15 protein-coding genes and 1 riboswitch are annotated in these 18,233 nt (G+C 59.3%); of the genes, 8 read left to right on the top strand and 7 right to left on the bottom strand.

The annotated features are described in order from the left end of the window. Nucleotides 1-729 (bottom strand): pyrimidine utilization regulatory protein R, encoded by a 729-nt coding sequence (gene rutR, locus RYA97_RS15110; RefSeq protein WP_005752985.1) that lies wholly within the window; start codon nt 727-729, stop codon nt 1-3. 270 nt (nt 730-999) lie between these two features. Here rutR and rutA point away from each other — a divergent pair, with 270 nt between their 5' ends. The 6 genes from rutA to RYA97_RS15080 all read left to right on the top strand — a co-directional run bounded on the left by rutA (nt 1,000) and on the right by RYA97_RS15080 (nt 6,054). Then, entirely contained in the window at nt 1,000-2,082 is a 1,083-nt protein-coding gene (gene rutA, locus RYA97_RS15105) for a pyrimidine utilization protein A (RefSeq protein WP_002552196.1), read from the top strand. Next, complete coding sequence (gene rutB / locus RYA97_RS15100; RefSeq protein ID WP_044294096.1) at nt 2,082-2,819, top strand: pyrimidine utilization protein B; 738 nt, start codon at nt 2,082-2,084, stop codon at nt 2,817-2,819. The genes rutA and rutB overlap by 1 nt, the downstream gene beginning before the upstream one ends. A 10-nt stretch (nt 2,820-2,829) precedes the next feature. Continuing rightward, complete coding sequence (gene rutC, locus RYA97_RS15095) at nt 2,830-3,213, top strand: pyrimidine utilization protein C (RefSeq protein ID WP_002552194.1); 384 nt, start codon at nt 2,830-2,832, stop codon at nt 3,211-3,213. A gap of 44 nt (nt 3,214-3,257) precedes the next feature. After that, on the top strand, nt 3,258-4,037 hold the full coding sequence (gene rutD / locus RYA97_RS15090; protein WP_044294100.1) for a pyrimidine utilization protein D: 780 nt from the start codon (nt 3,258-3,260) through the stop codon (nt 4,035-4,037). A 13-nt stretch (nt 4,038-4,050) separates the two neighbouring features. Beyond that, the gene (gene rutF, locus RYA97_RS15085) at nt 4,051-4,587 is read left to right on the top strand and encodes an NADH-dependent FMN reductase RutF (protein ID WP_044294102.1); all 537 of its coding nucleotides are present in this window, start codon (nt 4,051-4,053) and stop codon (nt 4,585-4,587) included. A 285-nt stretch (nt 4,588-4,872) separates the two neighbouring features. Further along, nucleotides 4,873-6,054 carry an HD-GYP domain-containing protein gene (locus RYA97_RS15080; RefSeq protein ID WP_010192903.1) on the top strand — a complete coding sequence of 394 codons (1,182 nt, stop codon included), beginning with the start codon at nt 4,873-4,875 and terminating at the stop codon, nt 6,052-6,054. A gap of 24 nt (nt 6,055-6,078) precedes the next feature. On the opposite strand, the gene RYA97_RS15075 is transcribed toward RYA97_RS15080, so the two are convergent. The 5 genes from RYA97_RS15075 to RYA97_RS15055 all read right to left on the bottom strand — a co-directional run bounded on the left by RYA97_RS15075 (nt 6,079) and on the right by RYA97_RS15055 (nt 15,143). Then, nucleotides 6,079-8,808: a LuxR C-terminal-related transcriptional regulator gene (locus RYA97_RS15075; protein WP_046832677.1), complete on the bottom strand. Its 2,730-nt coding sequence runs from the start codon at nt 8,806-8,808 to the stop codon at nt 6,079-6,081. 209 nt (nt 8,809-9,017) lie between these two features. After that, nucleotides 9,018-10,382 (bottom strand): DUF1329 domain-containing protein, encoded by a 1,365-nt coding sequence (locus RYA97_RS15070; RefSeq protein WP_005746200.1) that lies wholly within the window; start codon nt 10,380-10,382, stop codon nt 9,018-9,020. A gap of 28 nt (nt 10,383-10,410) precedes the next feature. Beyond that, nucleotides 10,411-12,348 (bottom strand): DUF1302 domain-containing protein, encoded by a 1,938-nt coding sequence (locus RYA97_RS15065; protein ID WP_005778004.1) that lies wholly within the window; start codon nt 12,346-12,348, stop codon nt 10,411-10,413. Nucleotides 12,349-12,659: 311 nt separating this feature from the next. Next, entirely contained in the window at nt 12,660-14,342 is a 1,683-nt protein-coding gene (locus RYA97_RS15060; protein ID WP_004663926.1) for a fatty acid--CoA ligase, read from the bottom strand. Nucleotides 14,343-14,510: 168 nt separating this feature from the next. Beyond that, nucleotides 14,511-15,143, bottom strand: a complete 633-nt coding sequence (locus RYA97_RS15055) for a LysE family translocator (protein ID WP_002552186.1) — start codon at nt 15,141-15,143, stop codon at nt 14,511-14,513. A 319-nt stretch (nt 15,144-15,462) separates the two neighbouring features. On the opposite strand from RYA97_RS15055, the gene RYA97_RS15050 reads away from it, so the two are divergent. Beyond that, the gene (locus tag RYA97_RS15050) at nt 15,463-16,461 is read left to right on the top strand and encodes a class I SAM-dependent methyltransferase (RefSeq protein ID WP_002552185.1); all 999 of its coding nucleotides are present in this window, start codon (nt 15,463-15,465) and stop codon (nt 16,459-16,461) included. 39 nt (nt 16,462-16,500) lie between these two features. After that, a riboswitch (yybP-ykoY riboswitch) is annotated at nt 16,501-16,694 on the top strand. A gap of 13 nt (nt 16,695-16,707) precedes the next feature. Continuing rightward, nucleotides 16,708-17,292, top strand: a complete 585-nt coding sequence (locus RYA97_RS15045; RefSeq protein ID WP_002552184.1) for a TMEM165/GDT1 family protein — start codon at nt 16,708-16,710, stop codon at nt 17,290-17,292. Between the two features lie 51 nt (nt 17,293-17,343). On the opposite strand, the gene RYA97_RS15040 is transcribed toward RYA97_RS15045, so the two are convergent. Beyond that, on the bottom strand, nt 17,344-18,162 hold the full coding sequence (locus RYA97_RS15040) for a M48 family metallopeptidase (RefSeq protein ID WP_004663924.1): 819 nt from the start codon (nt 18,160-18,162) through the stop codon (nt 17,344-17,346). Nucleotides 18,163-18,233: the final 71 nt, after the last annotated feature.

Raw genomic sequence — 18,233 nt, 5'->3', positions numbered from 1 at the left:
TCAGGCAGTACGCGGCAGGATGCCGTCCAGGATCATGCTGCGCAGGCTCGCCAGCACTTCTTCGAAAAACACCGGGTCGTCCAGCGTCTTGCCGGTAACGGCCTCGACCTGAGTGCGGAAATCGGCGTAATGCTGAGTGGTCGCCCACAGGGTGAAAATCAGATGGTGCGGGTTGATCGGGGCCAACTGGCCGCTGTCGATCCAGTGCTGAATGACTGCCACCTTGGCCTGCACCGTGTCGCGCAACGGGTGCTGCAACTCGCCCTGAATCAGCGGCGCGCCCTGCATCACTTCCATACAGAACAGCCGTGATTCGGCCGGGTGATCACGGGACATTTCCAGTTTGGCCTTGATGTAGGCGCCGATAGCCTGCACCGGCTCCTTGTCGGCAGTGAAATGCACCAGCGGGCTCAGCCAGACTTCAAGCAACTGACGCAGTACGTTGAGGTACAGATCATCCTTGCTGCTGAAGTAATACAGCAGGTTGGTCTTGGAAACATCCGCCAGGCTCGCGACCTGGTCCAGGCTGCTGCCGTGCACGCCATAGCGGGAAAATATCTCCAGCGCCGCATCGAGAATCAGCGTGCGCTTGCCTTCCATCAGGCGCATGCGCCGCTTCAGTGAAGTAGCGCTGGGCTCGCGAGTGGTCTTGACCACGGTTTCGGGCTTGACCTTGCGTCCGCGCTTGCTCGCGGGCTCCGTCACAGGAGGTTTCTTGTTCACGCACATCCATCCAGTGATGCCGAAATGAGCGGGCATCTTAACGGGCGCAGCTGTTTTGTCGATATGGGTTACCCAGCCGGTCGACTCTGCCCCATCTGCGTGCGCCCTGCACAAACCAAGTGCTCTGATTCAGACCAAATGGTCTGCAAAAAATGAGTTTTATTTGTAAGCAATTGAATAAAAACAATAAAAATTTATGGCCCACTTAATGCAATGGCGAATTAAGAGATGAATCAAGTGCTCTGGCACGCATCGACCAACGCAGAGAGGCCTTATATGGACATCGGTATCTTCATCCCCATCGGCAACAACGGCTGGCTGATTTCCAGCAACGCACCGCAGTACATGCCGACTTTCGAGCTGAACAAACAGATCGTGCAGACGGCCGAGGGCTACGGTTTCGACTTTGCGTTATCGATGATCAAACTGCGCGGCTTCGGCGGCAAGACAGAGTTCTGGGAGCACAACCTGGAGTCCTTCACGCTGATGGCGGGGCTGGCGGCAGTGACCAGCAAGATCCAGCTGTTCGCCACCGTGGCCACTCTGACCATTCCACCTGCCATCGCTGCACGCATGGCCTCGACCATCGATTCGATCTCCAATGGCCGCTTCGGGATCAACCTGGTCACCGGCTGGCAGAAACCCGAATACGAGCAGATGGGCCTGTGGCCCGGCGATGAGTTCTTCCATACCCGCTATGAATACCTGGCCGAATACGCCCAGGTTCTGCGCGACCTGTGGGCCACCGGCAGCAGTGATTTCAAGGGCGAGCATTTCAGCATGCAGGACTGCCGCGTCAGCCCTCGTCCAAAGGCTGACATGAAGCTGATCTGCGCCGGTCAAAGCGAAGCAGGCATGGCTTTCTCAGCGCAGTACGCCGATTACAACTTCTGCTTCGGCAAGGGCGTGAACACCCCTACTGCGTTTGCGCCCACCGCACAGAAACTGATCGAAGCCAACGAAAAGACCGGCCGCAACGTTACCTCCTGCGTGCTGTTCATGATCATCGCCGACGATACCGATGAAGCGGCAAGGGCTCGCTGGGAGCACATCAAGGACGGAGCCGACGAAGAGGCCATCGCCTGGTTGAGCGAGAAGGGCTCGGCGGATAAGAGCGCCGGTTCGAACCTGCGGCAGATGGCCGACCCGACCTCGGCGGTCAACATCAACATGGGCACGCTGGTCGGCTCTTGGGCCACTGTGGCGCGAATGCTTGATGAAGTCGCCAGTGTGCCGGGGACTCAGGGCGTGATGCTGACCTTCGATGACTTCGTGAAAGGCGTCGAGGATTTCGGCGAGAAAATCCAGCCGCTGATGACCAGTCGCAAGCACATCGCGCAGCTCAAGGAGGTGGTCTGATGAATGCTTCGGCAACTGTCGCAGGCGTCGACCTGCCGGACGGGCAACCCGCCCGTGTGCTGCCCGCCCGTCCCGAGCCGCTGCGCATGAAACCCGGCGAAACAGCGCTGGTGGTCGTCGACATGCAGAACGCCTACGCATCGCTGGGGGGTTATCTGGACCTTGCCGGGTTCGATGTCAGCAGCACCGGGCCGGTTATCGCCAATATCAACAAGGCCTGTGCCGCAGCGCGTGCAGCAGGCATCCCGGTGATCTTTTTCCAGAATGGCTGGGACCCGGCCTATGTCGAGGCGGGAGGGCCCGGCTCGCCGAACTGGCATAAGTCCAATGCACTGAAAACCATGCGCAAGCGCCCGGAGCTCGAAGGGCAACTGCTGGCCAAAGGCGGATGGGACTATCAACTGGTCGATGAACTCAAGCCACAGCCTGGCGACATTGTGGTGCCGAAAATCCGTTACAGCGGCTTCTTCAATTCCAGTTTCGACAGCGTGTTACGCAGCCGCGGCATTCGCAACCTGGTATTCACCGGCATCGCCACCAATGTGTGCGTTGAATCCACCCTGCGTGACGGTTTCCACTTGGAGTACTTCGGCGTAGTGCTGGCCGATGCAACCCATCAGGCAGGCCCCGACTTCGCTCAGCAAGCTGCGCTATTCAACATCGAAACCTTCTTCGGCTGGGTTTCCAGCGTCGATGACTTCTGCACCACCTTCAGCCCTGTCGGGCAACCCTCGTGAGGACATACGCATGACCAAGAAAGCGATTATTCCTGCTGGCACCACCAAGCCCATTGCTCCGTTTGTGCCGGGCTCCATGGCCGATGGCGTGCTCTACGTTTCGGGCACGTTACCGTTCGACAAGGACAACAACGTGGTGCACGTCGGCGATGCGACCGCCCAGACCCGTCATGTGCTGGAAACCATCAAAAGCGTGGTCGAAACCGCTGGCGGGACAATGGACGATGTCACCTTTAACATGATCATGATTCGCGACTGGGCCGATTACGCCAAGGTCAACGAGGTGTACGCCGAATACTTCGCGGGCGAGAAACCGGCCCGTTACTGCATCCAGTGCGGTCTGGTAAAGCCCGAGGCGCTGATCGAAATCGCCAGCATCGCCCACATCGGCTGAGCACTGACTTAAAAACCGACCTGAAGCCCACCCGGAGAACGTGCATGTTTCATGAAATTCATCGATGTCAGCATGCCGATGCGCCCCTGTTGGTGCTCAGTTCCGGGTTGGGCGGATCCAGCCGTTACTGGGCGGATGACCTGGCGGCGCTGACCCGCGACCATGACGTACTGGTCTACGATCACGCCGGGACTGGACGCAGCCCTGCGGATTTGCCGGCAGACTATTCGATCCGCCATATGGCCATGGAATTGCTGACCCTGCTCGACTCGCTCGGTATCCAGCGTTGCCATTTCATAGGCCATGCGCTGGGCGGGCTGGTGGGCCTGGAGATTGCGCTGTTGCGCCCCGAATTTTTGCAAAGTCAGGTGCTGATCAATGCGTGGAGCAGCCCCAACCCACACAGCGCGCGCTGCTTTTCAGTGCGCAAAAAACTGCTGTTGAACAGCGGGCCGGACGCCTACGTGCAAGCGCAGGCACTGTTTCTGTACCCGGCAGACTGGATCGCCGCCAACGGTGCCCGGCTGGCCGATGACGAGGCCCATGCGCTGGCGCATTTTCCCGACACCGACAACCTGCTGCGACGTATTCATGCACTGCAAACCTTCGACGTGGAGGCCAGTCTGGCTCGTATCCAGACGCCGACCCTGCTGATTGCCAACCGCGACGACATGCTGGTGCCCTGGCAACAATCGCAACATCTGGCCGAGGCACTGCCCAACGCCAGGCTGGTGCTGCTGGAATATGGCGGCCACGCCTCGAACATCACCGACCCATTGCCCTTCCAACGCACCCTGCTCGACTTTCTCAACGCACAGACCTGAAAGGACTCATCCCATGCATGCCGACTCTGAAGCCCTTGCCACCCTCCCCGCTGACCCGGTCAGCCAGCTGGCGTTTCGCGATGCAATGTCCAGCCTCGCCGCAGCCGTCAACGTCATCACCACCGATGGCCCCGGCGGCCGCGCCGGTTTTACTGCGACAGCGGTCTGCAGCGTGACCGATCAGCCTCCCACGCTACTGGTTTGTATCAATCGCAGCGCCTCGGTGTATGAAACCTTCATCGAGAACGGCCTGTTATGCGTCAACACACTGGGCAACGGTCAGCAGGACTTGTCCAACCTGTTCGGTGGCAAGCGCTCACAGCAGGAGCGTTTTGACGGTGGCCAGTGGGAAAGCGGGGTGACGGGTGCGCCGATACTGAACAGCGCCAAACTGGCCCTCGACTGCAGGGTGACCCAATCCGTCAGCGTCGGCACACATGACATTCTCTTTTGCCAGGTGCTGGATATAAGGGATCAGGGTGAGTCAGACGCCTTGGTGTACTTTGCCCGTCAGTATCATCACTTGCCAGGTGCGGCACCGGCTGCCTGAAAATACTTTTCAGCACTTGAACGCGTCAGGAAATCTACACTGCGCCTGTTTTGCACAGGGCACTGCGGGCTGCCTGACGGGTTGCTGACACAACAAATAGACAAGATTTTTTCGCAGGCAGCGCCCTATACTGGCACCTTGAGATCAGGATGATCCTTGCAGTCAATGAGGTGAAATCATGTCGATCGGTAGCTCTTGCACTCTGCTGGCCTCATCTGGCAGTTGGCCGTCTGCTTTCTTCGCTTGCCCGTTGCCTGCCGTGCCAACACACCCGGGTGACTGAGCATGCTGAAAAAAATCCCTGTCGCTGAGCTTGCCCTTGGCATGCACATCCATAAAATCTGTCGCCGCTGGACCGACGATCCATTCTGGATAGGCTTGGTCGAAGTCATGCTTGATGACGTCGAGGTGCTCAAGCGCATCCAGCAATCGGGCACCCGGGAAGTCTGGATCGAAACCGGCAAAAGCCGTGTACTGGCACCCCAAACAGCACCAGCACCCTCCATACATGACACCGCACCAGCCAGTCTGGACAAGGAAGTCCTGCGCGCCCGGGCCATTTGCGGTAGAGCCAGAAACGCCGTCATGGCCATGTTTACCGAAGCCCGCATGGGCCAGGCGATGGATGTCGACAACGTGCAGTTGCTGGTGGAAGAAATCTCCAGTTCGATCCTGCGCCACCCGCATGCGCTGATCAGCCTGTCACGCTTGAAAACGTCCGACGAGTACACCTACATGCATTCGGTGGCGGTCTGCGCGCTGATGGTTGCGCTCGCCAGACGCATGGGCCTGCCTGATGATCAGGTGCGCGAAGCGGGTGTGGCCGGGCTGATGCACGATGTCGGCAAAATGATGATTGCTCCGCAAGTGCTCAATAAACCGGGCCGCCTCACCCATGACGAATTCGAGATCATGAAGGCTCACCCCGAACTGGGTCTGAAGATACTCAAGGAAAATCAGCCCGTGGCGGCGACGGTAATGGATGTGTGCTTGCACCACCATGAGAAGGTCGACGGCTCGGGCTATCCCCACGGCCTGAAAGGCGACCAGATCAGCATATTTGCGCGCATGGGCGCAGTCTGCGATGTGTATGACGCCATTACCTCCGACCGCCCCTACAAAAAGGGCTGGGGCGTTGCCCATTCGATTCGCGAGATGGCTTCATGGAAAGGCCATTTTGATGATGTGGTGTTTCAAAGCTTCGTCAAGACCGTGGGCATATACCCGACCGGTACGCTGGTGCGTCTGGAAAGCGGGCGTCTCGGCGTTGTGGTCGAGCAAAGTGATGCGTCGCTGTTGAAACCGAGGGTGAAGGTCTTCATGTCGGCACGGACCGGCAAGACGTTCGCCGCGCAGATCATAGATCTGGGCAGTTTTGCCGACCCGGACGTGATCGTCAAAATCGAAACGCCGACCGACTGGGGGCTGGAAGAGGTTGATACGCTGTGGGCGGGCAGCCCGGCCTGATCAGTTGATGAGTCGCCCTGCTGGCTAACCCAGCAAGCCCAGTACCTTTGCCCTCGCCACCGCCTGGGTACGCCGCTCGACGCCCAGTTTGCTGTTGATGTGGCTGGCGTGAGTCTTGACGGTGTGCAGGGAAATGAACAGTTGCTCGCTGATCTCCTGGTTGGAACAGCCCTGTGCAATCAAATGCAGTACGCCCAGCTCACGCACACTCAGGCAGTCGCTGCCATGCGCAGGTTCGAGTGTCGGCGTGCAGGAGGCCGGGAGTTCTTCCAGCAAGGCATCGCGAACCTTGCAGGATGGCAGTTGCAGCAGTTGCTCATGCAGCCACTGGGAATGCTCGCCCAGCAGCGTTTTGAAGGGAATAAGAGCCCCTCCGGCCGCTGACTGCAGGCTGCGCAGCAGCAGCTCTCGCGCTTCGTCGCGACGCGTCTGGCTCAGCAGCAGACCTATCTGCTGAGTCATCGCGATAAGCCCGAGCAGTGGCGCGCCCACCTCCCGGGCATGCCGCTCCAGCGCCTGCAAACGTTGCTCGCTGGCAACATCATCACCCTGCAGTCGATCCAGCACCGCACGCTGCAATTCGATGTGTTGTGGCAGTTGCGGATGACACTCGGGGGCCGCAGCGCCCGGCTCGCCGTTGTAGGACTGAGTCAGGCGCAACAACCAGGCTTCGGCGAGGTCCATGCGCCCTTGCAGCAGCCACAATTCGCATTTCACCAGAGTCACCATCGCCAGATAGTAGATCGGTGGCACATCCCAGATGTGCATCAAACGTTCGACCTCGGCGAGTTCGGCGAAAGCCTCGGCAAACCGGCCGGCGCAGCCCTCCATGGTGGCAATCACGCAGTGGCCGATCAGCACACTGATGTCGCGACAGGCGCGCGCTTCGGCCAGCCCGGCCAGCAATAAAACCCGTCCTTGGTCCACTTGCAGGCGCAGGGTCAGCAAATAGCCTTCATACAGCGTCAGGCGCGCGCGAACTGCGTACAAGCGCACGGTGGACAACCCTTTGAGGCGCTGCTGCCCTCGGCGTACCTCATCAAGCGCACGCAGAATTTCGCCTCGAGCCTGCAAGACCCTGGCGCGATCGTAATGCGCCAGCGCTTCGAACAGTGGATTGGCAACCCGCTGTGCCAGCTCCAGCGCATCACGATTCAACACGCGGGCGCGCCACAGATCACCATTGGCAACCGCAAGGTTGGCCAGCGTCGACAGGCAGACAAGCCGTTGGCCATAGCGTTTTTCCGGCAAGGTCAGCAGGGCTTCAGTGCAATAGCGTTCGGTCTTTTCACTGTCTCCACGGCCACGCGCGATGATGCCGCTGAGCGCCAGCCACTGGGCGAGCATGGATTTTTGCGCAGTCGCCGAGGGCGCTGGCAGGAACCGGCTCAATTGATTGGCCAGTTCCTCGGCGGCGTCCAGTTGGCAGGCCAGCCCCAGCGCCCAGGCGTAGAGCACAATCAAGCGTGGCGTGCTGGTCAACAGATCATCCGGCAAGTCCATCTTCCAGCGCAGCAACATGCCGACATTCTGCTCGGCCAGCAATTGCTCTTCAGAGAGGCTCTGCACCAGATTGGCGGCCACATCCAGATGCCCGGCGCGCAATGCCTGTTCCACCGCTTCATCCAGCTGGCCCTGAGTGCTGAACCAGCGACAGGCGTTAAGGTGCAGCCGGGTCGGTTGCGCGCCGCCAGCCTGACGCGCGCGCAACAGATCGGAAAACAGATGATGATAGCGAAACCAGTGGCCCTGCTCGTCCAGCGGCACCAAAAAGACCTGATGCGCCTGTAGATAACGGATCATCTCGACGCTGTCATGGCTGTCCCGCGCGGCGTCGCACAGCCCGGCGCAAAAACGCTCAAGACACGCAGTGTCATAAAGAAACGCCTGAACATCGGCCGGCAGGCAGTCGATCACCTCTTCAAGCAGGTACTCGCGAATCAGCACCTCACTGCCGCGCAGCGCCTGCGACAAAGCGCTTTCATCACCCGCTTCAGACGCTGCCAGCAACCAGAATCGCAACCCGGCCACCCAGCCTTCGCTACGCTGAATCAGGTTTTGCAGCACCTCACTGTCGAGCGAGCTGCTATGGCGGTCCAGCACTGCCATTGATTCCGCGTGCGTCAGGCGCAGATCCTGCTCGTTGATTTCCAGCAACTGGCGCGTCAGACGCAGGCGTGCCAGGTGCCAGTCCGGGCGCTGTCGGCTGGTCACCATGACCACCAGCCCAACCGGCAAATGATTGAGAAAAAACTGCAGGCAGCGGTCAAGCACCGGGCCTTGGGCCAGATGATAATCATCCAGCACCAACAGCAGCGGTTTGCTCAGCATCAGGTGCATGGCCAGTTCGTCGAGCAGACCGTCGAGCCATTCCTCGAACGCGAACGGCTGATGGCGCTGACGCATTTTCAGCAGGCTCATTGCCTGCGTGCCCAGTTGCGGGAAAAACTGCTGCAGGCTGCCCAGCAAACGCTCCAGAAAACGACCCGGGTCGCTGTCCCGCGCGCTCAGCCCCAGCCATACGTTCTGCCATTTGTCCGGCAAGCCCTGACAGAACTCGACGGCCAGCGAACTCTTGCCAAACCCGGCCGGGGCGCATACCAGCAGCAGCCTGCCGCTCAGCCCGTCCTCGAGGCGTTGGCACAGGCGGGAACGAGGGACGTAACCCTCAGGGAGTGGCGGGCGAAAAAATCGCCCCTCCAACGCAGGAATCGCGCTGTCTGCGAACCCTTGCATTCGGGACAGATCAGTCATGGCCGGCTCGTGTGAAAATCGTTGTCGCGGCATAGCGGTGTTCGGAGACTAGCGGGTAAATCGCCTCTTTTGAAAGGTCATCACGGAAAAGACTGTAACAAAATTCCTACAGCTTATAAGACCATGTCCTCTACGTGAAAAAGCCCCATTAAAGGGGCTTTTCAAGCACATGGCCATGACATTGATTTACAGCGTGTATCGGTCAGGTATCAACGAACCCCTTCCTGACGCAGCGCGTTGGGGGTGAAGTCGCTGGTGCCGGCAGTGAAGCCGAACTCATACGCCCTCTTCTCTTCGTTTTTCATGCCCAGTGCCACGTAGCGACCGGATTGCAGGTCGTACAGGGTTTCAATCGCGTACCAAGGCACTTGTTTGTCGTAGTAGTTTTCCGAGTGTGCCTCGGCAACGCGCCACAGCTGGCCACGGCCGTCATAGTGGTCGATAACGGCGGCCTGCCAGGTGTCTTCGTCGATGAAGAAGTCACGTTTGGCGTAGATATGACGCTGACCTTCCTTGAGGGTGGCGGTCACGTGCCAGACGCGACGCAGCTCATAGCGGGTCAAGTCCTGGTTGATATGGCCAGCCTTGATGATGTCAGCGTACTTGAGCGTCGGATCGTCCAGCTTGTGGCTGTTGGAGGCGATGTACATTTCCTGCTTGCCGATCAGTTTCCAGTCATAGCGATCAGGCGCACCGTTGTACATGTCCAGGTTGTCGGAAGTACGCAGACCATCCGACGCGGTGCCCGGCCCGTCATACGAAACCTGCGGCGCACGCCTTACACGGCGCTGACCGGCGTTATACAGCCATGCCGAGCGCGGTTCGGCGACCTGATCCAGGGTTTCATGCACCAGCAGCACACCGCCCGCCAGACGTGCTGGGGCGGTCACCTCCTGTTTGAAGTAGAACAGGATGTTGCCCGGGTTTTTCGGATCGAAATCCCTCATCTTGTCGCGAAACACGAATTGATCGGAGAAATACACCAGGCTGTACGAGCCATTGGGCTGCGGCGTGGCCTGGGTAACCAGACGCTTGACGCTGCCGCCCCGGTAACGGGTGATGTGGTTCCAGATAACCTCGACGCCACTGGCCGGGATCGGAAACGGGATGGCCGTATCGAAGTTTTCCAGACCGCTGCCGCCACCGACCAGTTTGGTGGTCGTCGCGTTCTTTTTGATGGCGGCAAACACTTCATCCGGCACGGTGGCACCGCGATGGGTCGGGTAGACCGGAATCCGGTAGCTGTCCGGATAACGTTTGAACATCGCGTACTGGCCCGGCGCGAGTTTGTCCTTGTACTGCTCTACATTGGCCGCGGTGATGGTAAACAACGGCTTTTCGCTGGCATACGGGTTGGCGAGGAACCCTTTGCTGTCTACCGCTCCGGCATTTTTCGGCAGCGGGCTCCAGGCAGGGATGGTGTTGGCCGCATTGCCGGCCTTTTCAGCGCCCATCGGCGTCAGCGAGGTACCCAGCTTTGCCGCTTCGGAGGCGGAGACCGCCGCCATCACGCTGGTCGCCAGCAACGACATGCCCAGAACCCCGGCTTGCAACAGACTTTTTGTTATTTTCATATTCATCGTCATCCTGAAAACCATGCTCTTAGAAGTTCATGCCAAAGCTGAGCGCCACGAAATCCCGGTCATCAACCGTGGTGTACTTGCCATCAAAGAAGTTGGTGTAGGAAAGGTTCGCGGTGTAGGTGTTCTGGTACTCGGCATCGAGCCCCAGGCTGACGGCCTTGCGTCCCTCTTCGAAGTTGCCGCCAGGGCCCGGCGAATAGCCTTTGACGTCGTGCGACCAGGCCACGCTCGGCTTGAGGTTGACCCCGGCAAACACACTGTTGTAATCCCAGATGGCACGGGCGCGGTAGCCCCAGGAGTTGGCCGTGGTAAAGCCGTCGTCTTCGCAATAACGGGTCAGGTTGTTCTGCTCGGCACCGGTGAGCGTGCCTGCGTTGAGCGTCGCGCATTGGCCGCCAGGCAGCGGTCCAGGACCGTACACAGGGTCACGGCCGTAGCGAATTTTGGAAGTGCTTTCCAGGCCACCCACGTGGGTCCAGCCCACTTCACCGACCACCGTCAGACGCTCTGCGCCCATGACCTGGTCGAAGAACTGTGTGAACGTGGTTTGCAACTGAGTGATTTCCTTGCGGCGATAACCGGGCTGATCGGTATTGGGCTGCCCGCTCAGCAGCGAAACGTTGGGGTTGAGCGGCGAAATACCCGAATACAGGATGTCGGTGGTGTTGACCTGAATCGGTGCATTCGGGCGGTAGCTGATCTCGCCGCTCCACGCGGTGCCGGTAGGCAAGGTGGTCGAGAAGCTCAGACCGTACAGACGGATGTCTTCCGGGTATTCGACGTAGTAACTGGAGTTGCCTGCCACGACAACCGGCAGTAGCGTGGGTGCGAGTCGCGTCGCCGTTGCTGCCGGTATACCGTTACGGACCAGCGAGCCCACCAGGCCTTGAGGGCTGAACGAAGCAGCCGAGCCGCCGCGTCCGCTGAAGATCGGCGCACGGCTGTGGTAATTCATCATGTAGGCACCGAACTCGGTATCCAGCGGCTCAAAGTTGTAACGCAAGGCAAAGCCGAACTGGCCACTGTCACGCGCATCGCGGTCAGGCCCACGGCGCACCACAGCGCCCTCATCCGGGTTACCGAACACTACGCCCTGCTGCGACAACGAGTTGAACACCGCGCCGCGTGCGCCTGCTGGCAAACCGGCAGCCGTCAGCGAACTGTTCAGGCCGCTGCGGCTGCGCAATACCGCGAGGTTGTTGTTGCAGCCATCGGCGATCACGTCCGGCTGCGAGAAGAAGGTGCCGCAGTTGTCGACGACAGTCTGGTCCCATTCAAGCTGGTAGAAGCCCTCGGCAGACAGGTTGTCGGTCAGGCTTTGCGACAGGTAGAACATGTTGACCGGGATCAGGCCTTCCTTGATTTCAGAGCCTGGACGCCGAAAGGCCGAGACATCGACTGGGTTGACGCTGTTGATGCCCCCCTGAATGAAAGTGCTTTCACCCCAACTGATAACCTGCTTGCCGAAGCGCACCGCACCCGGCTGATCGGCAATCGAATAGTTGTGGTAGACAAACGCATCCAGCAACTGAAACCCGGACGACTTGGCGCCCTCTTTGCGGCCCGAGTCGCTGATGTCCTTGAACTCGCGGTTTTCATCCTTGAGCTCAAAGTCGTACCAGTATTTGCCACGCAGGAACACGCCGGTATCGCCGTACTTGAGTTCCAGGTCATGGATGCCCTTGAAAATCTTCGAAAACGTCTCCCCACGTTTGAAGTTCAAGTGGCCGTCATCGGAGGTCTGCGACAGACCACGCCCGCCATTGTTGGCACCGATCAGGTTTTTATTGGGGTTTGCAGTCGACCAGCTGGCACCTACCGACAGCGATGAGTCGAAACTGCCTTCGATCTCACCGACGTTGAAGGTCACGCCAAAGGCCGGGCCGGCGAGCGAGGAAGCAAGGCTGACGGCCAGAGGCAGCCTGGCCCGACGCCAGAATGGGGGTGTGCTTGTCATCGACGCTACTCCTTGTGTTTTATTGTTATGGCAGTGGGAAAATCCAAAAACGACTCTGTCTTCGAATCACTACACACAGCCAGCTCCGCTCTTGCTCATTCCCTGTGCTGACTATAGCCAGCACGCCCTGACGCTAGATCCCTCTAAAGTGTGATTTGCAGGACCAACGCCTCTGGCCCGCCCGTTTCCGGAAGGCCGCTAAAAAACCTGTGGCAGGGAGAATGGATTAAATTGGAAATTTGGCAAGTCGCAGAACAGGACCTGCGACGCAGACACTTGCCGCGCCCGACGGGCGCGGCAAGCAGACGGTGTCAGAGCGTGGAAAGGAACGTGCTGTTGCTGTTCTGCCATTCCACAATGTCCAGACGCATGCGCTTCTTGTCTAGCTTGCCGACGCTGGTCTTGGGAATTTCAGTAACAAGCGCGATCTGGCTGGGAATTGCCCACTTGTTGATGTGACCTTGCTCGACGAACGGTTTTAGATGCTCCTTCAAGCCCTTGGCATCAAGCTGATGGCCGTCGCGAATCACCAGCAAGGCAAAAGGCCGCTCACCCCATTGCGGGTCGGCGATACCGACCACAGCCACTTCGCGCACAGCCGGATGCCGGCTGCACAGGTCTTCAAGCTCCAGCGAGGAAATCCATTCGCCACCGGTCTTGATCACATCCTTGATGCGGTCGCGAATATCGATGAAGCCCATATCGTCCAGCGTTGCCACATCGCCAGTGTGCAGCCAGCCGCCCGCCCACAACTCAGCACCTTTCTCAGGCTCGCGGAAATAGCTTTCGGTCAGCCAGGGCGCACGCAGGACCAGCTCACCCTGGGTTTCGCCATCGGCCGGAAGGAAGTTGCCTTGCTGATCGACGATGGCTGCTTCTACCAGCATGCCAGGCACACCGGCCTTGATGCGGTAGGTAATCTGCTCGTCTTCGCTGCTGGCCTTCAGTTCGTCGTTGATGTGCGCGACAGAAATCAGTGGCCCGGTTTCAGACATGCCATACGCGGCGCTGAGCTGGATGCCTCTGGCCTTGGCAGCCTGATACAGGCTGCGGTTCAGCGAGCTGCCGCCAATGATGATTTTCCAGCCGCCAAAGTCCGCATCCTGAGCAGACTTGGCGTTAAGCAGCATCTGCAGGATGGTCGGCACGCAATGGGAGAAGGTCACTTTCTCCTTGCGCCAAAGCTCTACCAGCAATTCGGGCTCATAGCGGCCGGGATACACCTGTTTCAGGCCCTGCATGGTCGCCACATAGGGAACGCCCCAGGCATGCACATGGAACATCGGTGTGATCGGCATGTAGACGTCATCGTTGCCCAACTGCCGCGGACTTTCGACGCATCCCAGGATGGCCGCCACACCCATGGTGTGCAGTACCAACTGGCGATGCGTGAAATAGACGCCTTTAGGGTTGCCCGTGGTGCCTGTGGTGTAAAACGTGGTCGCGACCGAGTTCTCGTCGAAATCCTCGAAAGCGTACTCGGGGCTGGCTGCCGCCAGCAGGGTCTCGTACTCGCCGACGAGGTTTGGCAGGTCGGCGGTCTTGTCGGGCAGGTCCGTCAGCAACAGGGTCTTTTCAACGGTGGTCAAATGTCCGGACATCGCCTGATACAGGCCCGTGAAGTCGCTGTTTATCAATACGAGCCGGTCATCGGCATGATTGATGGTGTAGGCGATCTGCTCGGGCGATAGCCGCACGTTGACGGTGTGGATCACTGCACCAATCATCGGGATCGCGAACATGCATTCCAGATAGCGATGGCTGTCCCAGTCCATGACCGCCACGGTGTCGCCAGCTTTCACGCCTGCCGCCGTGAGAACGTTGGCCAGGCGGCAGATGCGCTCGTTGAGGGTCGGGTAGGTATAGCGAACGGAGTCGCGGTAAATAATTTCACGCGTCTTTTCATAACGACTGCCGGACGACAGCAGGCGCTTGATCAACAGAGGGTACTGGTAAGCGCCATCGGCGGGCGCAAGAACGCGAGTCTGTAACATATGAGTCCCTCTTCAAAGTCCACAGGCGGAGCTCGAAATATGGACTCTAGAGCCCCCGCCTGCCAGTGAAATCAGTAAAAGGGATGATTTTTCGAAGCGCCTCTCGCTGTCTGCAAGAGGCACTCATACTCGGTATACGCTCGGTAAAAGCGTTGTTGAATGCAGGCTTCAGTGCACTTCAGTGAACGCCAGTTTGATACCCAGCGCGACCAGAACTCCGCCCATGGCCCGATCAAACCAGTGGCCCATGCGCGCAAAACCCGCGCGTACCCGCGCCTGGCTGAACAGCCGCGCCACCAGGCAGAACCACGCGGCCGTCGCCACTGCGAGGTAGACCCCATAGCCGCCCTGCACCAGCAGCGGCGTGTGCGGATTAATCACTACGGTGAACAGCGATAGGAAAAACAGCGTTGCCTTGGGGTTAAGGCCGTTGGTGACGAAACCGCTGATGTAGGCACTCTTTGCTGTGCGCTCGCCCGGGATTGCCTTTATAGCGGCATCGCCCGTCGCAGCCGCCGGCCTGGCGCGCAGGGCCTTGATACCGATGTACAGCAGGTATGCAGCTGCCGCCCATTTCAGCGCGTTGAACAGCACGATGGACTGGGAAACGATAATCCCGATACCCAGCAGCGAATAGCCCACATGAAGAAAGATGGCCGAGCCGACGCCAAGCGCTGACCAGGTACCGGCCTTGCGCCCATGCGTGACGCTTTCACGCACCACCACCGCGAAGTCCGGACCGGGGCTAGCGACGGCCAGCAGGTGGATCAGCGCAACGGTAAGAAATTCTGCCCAATACATGTGGGACCTCCTGGAGGATTGACGTCAGACCCGGCAGATTACGCTGTCTGATGTCTGCGCAACAGTTACTGGCAACGATCACCTCAACTATCGTGCGGCGCTCCGCGTCGCATGCCGTTCCGGACGGCTCCGCGTCCTCTTGACGACGCAGAGCGTCGAGACCTGCATTCCCACGCTGGAGCGTGCGGAACGATCATCTCAACTGTCGTACGATCATCTCGAATATCGTGCGGCGCTCCGCGTCGCATGCCGTTCCGGACGCTCCGCGTCCTCCTGACCCATATCCTGTTAGACTGCGCGCTTTTTCAGGAGCCATTCCATGGACCCGCGCAGTGAAGTGTTACTCCGTCAGGCCGAGCTGTTTCAGGGCTCGCTGTTGCTGGTCGGGCTGCCCGCCGATGACCTGCTCGGAAAACTGCCGGACGCGCGTGGATGGTGCTGGCATGCCGGTGATCAGGCCGCGCTGGATGCGCGGTTCGAGGGCCGTGTGGATTTCGGCGTTGAAGCGCCAGAGGCCGCCTTCGAAGCCGCCGTGCTGTTCCTGCCCAAAGCCCGCGACCTGACCGATTACCTGCTCAACGCCCTGGCCTCACGCCTGGCCGGGCGCGAGTTGTTTCTGGTCGGCGAGAAACGTGGCGGTATCGAAGCGGCTGCAAAGCAACTGAGCCCCTTCGGCCGCGCGCGCAAGCTAGACAGTGCCCGCCACTGCCAGCTCTGGCAGGTCACTGTCGAGAACGCACCACAAGCCGTTACGCTGGAAAGCCTCGCCAGGCCCTACCAGATCGACCTGCAGGACGGCCCGCTCACAGTCGTCAGCCTGCCCGGCGTTTTCAGCCATGGCCGACTTGATCGTGGTTCGGCGCTTTTGCTGGAAAACATCGACAAGCTGCCGAGCGGCAACCTGCTCGACTTCGGCTGTGGTGCCGGCGTACTCGGTGCAGCGGTCAAGCGTCGCTACCCACACAACGACGTCATCATGCTGGACGTGGATGCGTTCGCAACCGCAAGTTCGCGCCTGACCCTCGCCGCCAATGGCCTGCAAGCCCAGGTTCTGACCGGTGACGGAATCGACGCAGCGCCAATGGGTTTGAACACGATTCTCAGCAACCCGCCGTTCCATGTGGGGGTTCATACCGACTACATGGCAACGGAAAACCTGCTGAGAAAAGCACGCCAACATCTTAAATCAGGCGGCGAACTACGCCTTGTCGCGAATAACTTTCTGCGTTATCAGCCACTGATCGAAGAGCACGTCGGGCAATGTGAAGTCAGGGCTCAGGGCAGCGGTTTTAAAATCTACAGCGCCAAACGCTCCTGAAATAAGCACTTGCCGAAACGTTTTTGCGGAGGCAGAATCCGCTCCGTCCTAGGGGAGTAGTCTCCCACGAGCGCCATGCTCGTCCGGCACGTATCAACATACTTGGTCCTCAGACCATGGTACGTGCGACCCGGAATCCGCTCAGACGGATCGGTGGTTTGACAAGACCTATGACACGAACACCTTACCCGGGGCGGGGAGGTCGTACGTGTCATAGCCGTGTCGACCCGCCCCTTAGGAAACCTGATGCTGGAATCATTCTTAATCCCTACCGCTGTGGTTGCGCTCGCCGAAATCGGTGACAAGACGCAATTGCTCGCACTCATTCTCGCCGCACGCTTTCGCAAACCCTGGCCGATCATTGCGGGCATTGTCGCCGCAACGCTGGCCAACCACGCGGCAGCAGGCGCTGTAGGTGCATGGTTCAGCAGCTTCCTGTCAGACGCAGTGCTGCACTGGATCCTCGCGGCCAGCTTTACGGCGACGGCGCTGTGGACACTGGTTCCAGACAAGATGGACGATGACGAAGCCAGCACGGCACGTAAATTCGGCCCGTTCATGACTACGTTGATCACCTTCTTCATCGCCGAAATCGGTGACAAGACGCAGATCGCCACAGTCATGCTGGCAGCGCAGTATTCCTACCTGTGGCTGGTTATTCTCGGCACCACGGTGGGCATGCTGCTGGCCAACGTGCCGGTGGTGCTGGCGGGCAATTTTGCCGCCGAGAAATTGCCATTGACCCTGATTCGCCGCTTGGCTGCCTGTGCGTTTTTCGTGCTGGCACTGGTGGCGGTGTACAAGGCAATGCAGGTCAGCGGCTGGGTTTGATGCATTCCCGTGGCGTTGCAAGACGCGCAACGCCACGGGTGTTTCAGCCGATCAGGATTTGGGGGCTGCCTGATACAGCGGCATCACTTTGGGAATCGCGGCCTGCAGCGAAGCAATACGACTCTGCGATGCCGGGTGAGTACTCATGAACTCTGGCTGCGAACCCCCGGAGTTCTGAGTCATTTTCTGCCACAGGGTAATGGCCGCATTCGGGTTGTAACCCGCACGCGCAGCCAGCTCCAGGCCAATCAGGTCGGCTTCGTTTTCATTACTGCGGCTATTGGGCAGTGTCAGGCTGTAATTGACCACAGTGTCGGCCAACGCCAGGCTGTCTTGCCCAAGCCCCAGAAAGGCACCCGCCCCCTGTTTGGCCATCGCCACACCGTAAGCCTTGGACATCGCCTCACGCCCGTGCTCACGCAAGGCATGTGCGATCTCGTGTCCCATGACCGCAGCGATTTCATCGTCGCTCAGCTTGAGGGTGTCGATCAGACCGGTGTAAACGAAGATCTTGCCGCCCGGACCACAGTTGGCGTTCAGTTCGTCACTTTTGATCAGGTTGACTTCCCACTGCCACTGAGCCGAATCAGGACGCAGTTTCGGGGCCTGGGCGATCAGCCGATCAGCGATTGCGTGAACACGTTTGGCGTTGGCGCTGGTGGTATCCAGCACACCTTTGCTGGTCGCTTCGCCGACGGTCTGCTGATAGGACTGGGCGTACATTTTGTTGACTTCATCGGTGGAGAGCATGCTGAACATGTACTGCTTGCGCTCCACACCAACCGAGTCACCACTGGTGGTATTGACTGCCTGACACCCGCCGAGCAGCAACGCAGCGCTCAAGGCACAGAGGGCAAATGACTGACGCATGGTGAATCTCCTTGTTTGTGAAACGGCCATTGCGGGGCAGATCTCTGCGCCAGATGCCGGCCAACTGGCAT

The organism is Pseudomonas syringae group sp. 26L6 (assembly GCF_032587815.1).
Classification (GTDB): domain Bacteria; phylum Pseudomonadota; class Gammaproteobacteria; order Pseudomonadales; family Pseudomonadaceae; genus Aquipseudomonas; species Aquipseudomonas amygdali.
This window is presented reverse-complemented; position numbering and strand designations above follow the sequence as displayed.

Bases quoted from the DNA above. Each gene is read 5' to 3' on its own strand.
- RYA97_RS15055 (WP_002552186.1), bottom strand. From the start codon at position 15,143: ATGTATTGGGCAGAATTTCTTACCGTTGCGCTGATCCACCTGCTGGCC.
- RYA97_RS15060 (WP_004663926.1), bottom strand. From the start codon at position 14,342: ATGTTACAGACTCGCGTTCTTGCGCCCGCCGATGGCGCTTACCAGTAC.
- rutD (WP_044294100.1), top strand. From the start codon at position 3,258: ATGTTTCATGAAATTCATCGATGTCAGCATGCCGATGCGCCCCTGTTG.
- rutF (WP_044294102.1), top strand. From the start codon at position 4,051: ATGCATGCCGACTCTGAAGCCCTTGCCACCCTCCCCGCTGACCCGGTC.
- RYA97_RS15070 (WP_005746200.1), bottom strand. From the start codon at position 10,382: ATGAAAATAACAAAAAGTCTGTTGCAAGCCGGGGTTCTGGGCATGTCG.
- rutR (WP_005752985.1), bottom strand. From the start codon at position 729: ATGTGCGTGAACAAGAAACCTCCTGTGACGGAGCCCGCGAGCAAGCGC.
- rutA (WP_002552196.1), top strand. From the start codon at position 1,000: ATGGACATCGGTATCTTCATCCCCATCGGCAACAACGGCTGGCTGATT.
- rutC (WP_002552194.1), top strand. From the start codon at position 2,830: ATGACCAAGAAAGCGATTATTCCTGCTGGCACCACCAAGCCCATTGCT.
- rutB (WP_044294096.1), top strand. From the start codon at position 2,082: ATGAATGCTTCGGCAACTGTCGCAGGCGTCGACCTGCCGGACGGGCAA.
- RYA97_RS15050 (WP_002552185.1), top strand. From the start codon at position 15,463: ATGGACCCGCGCAGTGAAGTGTTACTCCGTCAGGCCGAGCTGTTTCAG.
- RYA97_RS15045 (WP_002552184.1), top strand. From the start codon at position 16,708: ATGCTGGAATCATTCTTAATCCCTACCGCTGTGGTTGCGCTCGCCGAA.
- RYA97_RS15075 (WP_046832677.1), bottom strand. From the start codon at position 8,808: ATGACTGATCTGTCCCGAATGCAAGGGTTCGCAGACAGCGCGATTCCT.
- RYA97_RS15080 (WP_010192903.1), top strand. From the start codon at position 4,873: ATGCTGAAAAAAATCCCTGTCGCTGAGCTTGCCCTTGGCATGCACATC.
- RYA97_RS15065 (WP_005778004.1), bottom strand. From the start codon at position 12,348: ATGACAAGCACACCCCCATTCTGGCGTCGGGCCAGGCTGCCTCTGGCC.
- RYA97_RS15040 (WP_004663924.1), bottom strand. From the start codon at position 18,162: ATGCGTCAGTCATTTGCCCTCTGTGCCTTGAGCGCTGCGTTGCTGCTC.